The sequence below is a fragment of the Lysobacter sp. 1R34A genome, from assembly GCF_051217035.1.
In the GTDB taxonomy this organism is placed as follows: Bacteria; Pseudomonadota; Gammaproteobacteria; order Xanthomonadales; family Xanthomonadaceae; genus Lysobacter.
On the sequence record NZ_JBPKJP010000204.1, the window covers coordinates 1 to 1,317 of the forward strand.

General features: G+C 71.5%; 2 protein-coding genes and 1 pseudogene. All 3 read right to left on the reverse strand.

From position 1 onward, the window contains the following. The coding region (locus ACSAMQ_RS20530) for an Hpt domain-containing protein (protein WP_435397430.1) at positions 1-384 on the reverse strand (384 nt) is incomplete at its 3' end. After that, on the reverse strand, positions 381-965 hold the full coding sequence (locus tag ACSAMQ_RS20535; RefSeq protein WP_435397431.1) for a chemotaxis protein CheW: 585 nt from the start codon (positions 963-965) through the stop codon (positions 381-383). The genes ACSAMQ_RS20535 and ACSAMQ_RS20530, both read right to left, overlap by 4 nt. 25 nt (positions 966-990) lie before the next feature. After that, positions 991-1,317, reverse strand: a pseudogene (locus tag ACSAMQ_RS20540) (hypothetical protein); the annotation flags it as partial.

Genomic DNA, 1,317 nt, shown 5'->3' on the forward strand with positions numbered 1-1,317 from the left:
GGCGCGGAAACGTTCGGCGTCCGGCGCGTCGGCGCGCATCCACGGCGCGGTCTCGGCCGCCGGCGTCGCGGCGATGCGGGCGAGCAGGTCGACGCCGCCGAGCAGGGCATCGATGACCAGGTTGCCGAGGATCAACCGCCCCTGTTGCGCCTCGACCAGGCAGTCTTCCATCGCGTGCGCGACCGTCACCGCGGCCGACAGGCCGAGGATGCGCGCGGCGCCCTTCACCGAATGCGCCGCGCGCATGCAGGCTTCGAGCTCCGGCGCCGAGGCCGGGTGGCTTTCGAGAACCAGCAAGCCCTCGGTCAGCACCTGCGCCTGCCCCTCGACCTCCATGCGGAACAGGTCGTGCAGCGAATAATCCTGGAGATTGCCCGTGCTCATCCGAGCCGCCGATTGAGCGCGCCGAGCACCAGCGCGTCGTCGAGCACGCCGACGTTGCGCCGGCCCATCGCCAGGATGCCGGTACTGAACGGCGAGACCGAATGCGCGACCGTCGCCGGGACGTTGCCGATCGCGGCCGGGTCGTAGCGATGCGAGCCGTGCACTTCGTCGGCCTCGAAAGCCAGGCGCTGATCCTGCCAGGCCAGCACCACCAGGCGCCGGCTCAACAGACTGCGCGCGGCGTCGGCCGGGCCCGGTTCCAGATGGAACAGCGACTCGAGCGCCACGCATACGGTGAGTTGCCCGCGCACGTTGACCAGCCCGCGCACCACGCCTTCGCGGCGGTGCGGCAGGGTGTGGACCGGGCGCGGCTCGATGACTTCGTCGACGACCGAGGCGGTCAGGCCCAGCCATTCCGCGCCGAGCCGGAATACGAACAACGACGCGGTCAGCGACCTGAGGTCTTCGGCCTTGGCGGCGACATGGCGGGTGGCCTCGCGCAGCGCCTCCGGCTCGGGCGCGCGGTCGAGCAGGCGCGCGACCGCGCCGATCGATCCGGCCGGCGGTTGCCGGGCGCTCATCCTGCGCGGTCCTTATCGGCGCGCATCAGCCGGCCGTCCTGTGCGAACGCTGCGCGCGCAGGCGCAGGACCCGCCCGCCGGCGGCGTCGCCGCGGGTTTCGAGCAACAACGCCAGGTGCATCAGGGCCTCTTCGTGTTGGGGCTGCAGGTACAGGGCCTTGCGGAAATAATCTTCGGCGGCTGCGTCGCGGCCCTTGGCGCCTTCGATCAGGCCGAGCAGGTACAGCGCGCGCGCCGACGGGCCCTCGGCATCGACGCTCCAGTCGAAGCCCGAGCCGAGCGCTTCGAGCAGATCGCGCTCGAAACAGCGCAAGGTCCAGGCCAGTCCCTCGTCCTGCAAGCGCGCACGAGT

Bases quoted from the DNA above. Each gene is read 5' to 3' on its own strand.
- ACSAMQ_RS20535 (WP_435397431.1), bottom strand. From the start codon at position 965: ATGAGCGCCCGGCAACCGCCGGCCGGATCGATCGGCGCGGTCGCGCGC.